2 tRNA genes and 2 rRNA genes are annotated in these 926 nt (G+C 43.7%); all 4 read left to right on the top strand.

Annotated elements, in window-relative coordinates:
* A 16S ribosomal RNA gene (locus LJ207_RS12225) occupies window positions 1–68 on the top strand; the annotation flags it as partial.
* A gap of 149 nt (window positions 69–217) precedes the next feature.
* A tRNA-Ile gene (locus LJ207_RS12230) sits at window positions 218–294 on the top strand.
* Between the two features lie 88 nt (window positions 295–382).
* Window positions 383–458: transfer RNA gene (locus LJ207_RS12235), tRNA-Ala, on the top strand.
* Between the two features lie 100 nt (window positions 459–558).
* A 23S ribosomal RNA gene (locus tag LJ207_RS12240) occupies window positions 559–926 on the top strand; the annotation flags it as partial.

Consider the following 926-nt stretch of genomic DNA (forward strand, 5'->3'; position numbering starts at 1 on the left):
GTCCGGTAAGAGGGGTGAAGTCGTAACAAGGTAGCCGTACCGGAAGGTGCGGCTGGATCACCTCCTTTCTAAGGAGAAAACGTGAGCTTGCTGTTTAATTTTGAAGGTTTATTGAAGGCTTAATAGCCAGAGATAGGACTTTCTAATCAAAATAGAAAAAAGAGATATAAATCCTGCAGTAAATGTGTAAGGATTTATATTAATTTAAAAAGAGAATGGGTCTATAGCTCAGTTGGTCAGAGCGCACGCCTGATAAGCGTGAGGTCGGTAGTTCAAATCTACCTAGACCCACCATTCACAATTAGACCATTGAGGTCGTCACACTAATCCTTCTTTAATATTACAAATGGTTGGATTAGCATTAGGCCATTGAGGCCGTCATGGGGGTATAGCTCAGCTGGGAGAGCGCCTGCCTTGCAAGCAGGAGGTCAGCGGTTCGAATCCGCTTACCTCCACCATTTCACTAACTTTTCTTTTGAAAACGCAAGGATAAGTTAGCATTCGGGCATCGAGCCCGTCAAAACTGTACATTGAAAAATGCATATAGGAAATAATATAGATTAAGCTAGAAAGAGCTTATGGTGGATGCCTAGGCATTCAGAGTTGAAGAAGGACGTGACCGGCTGCGAAAAGCCGCGGGGAGCTGCTAAATAAGCGTAGATCCGTGGATATCCGAATGGGGAAACCCACCAGTGTGGAGCACTGGTATTATGCAGTGAAAGAAGTAGCTGTATAAGAACAAGCAGGAGAATTGAAACATCTTAGTACCCTGAGGAAAAGAAATCAAAACGAGATTCCCTTAGTAGCGGCGAGCGAAGGGGGAGGAGTCCAAACACTAAAAGTGTAAACCTGTAGGTGTTGCTTTTAGTGGGTGTTGGATATTATCATTTAGAGGCTACAGCCTCTAAGTGGCTTAAATTTTTTGC

Origin of the sequence: Halanaerobium polyolivorans, assembly GCF_020711195.1 — a bacterium.
GTDB lineage: Bacteria > Bacillota > Halanaerobiia > Halanaerobiales > Halanaerobiaceae > Halanaerobium > Halanaerobium polyolivorans.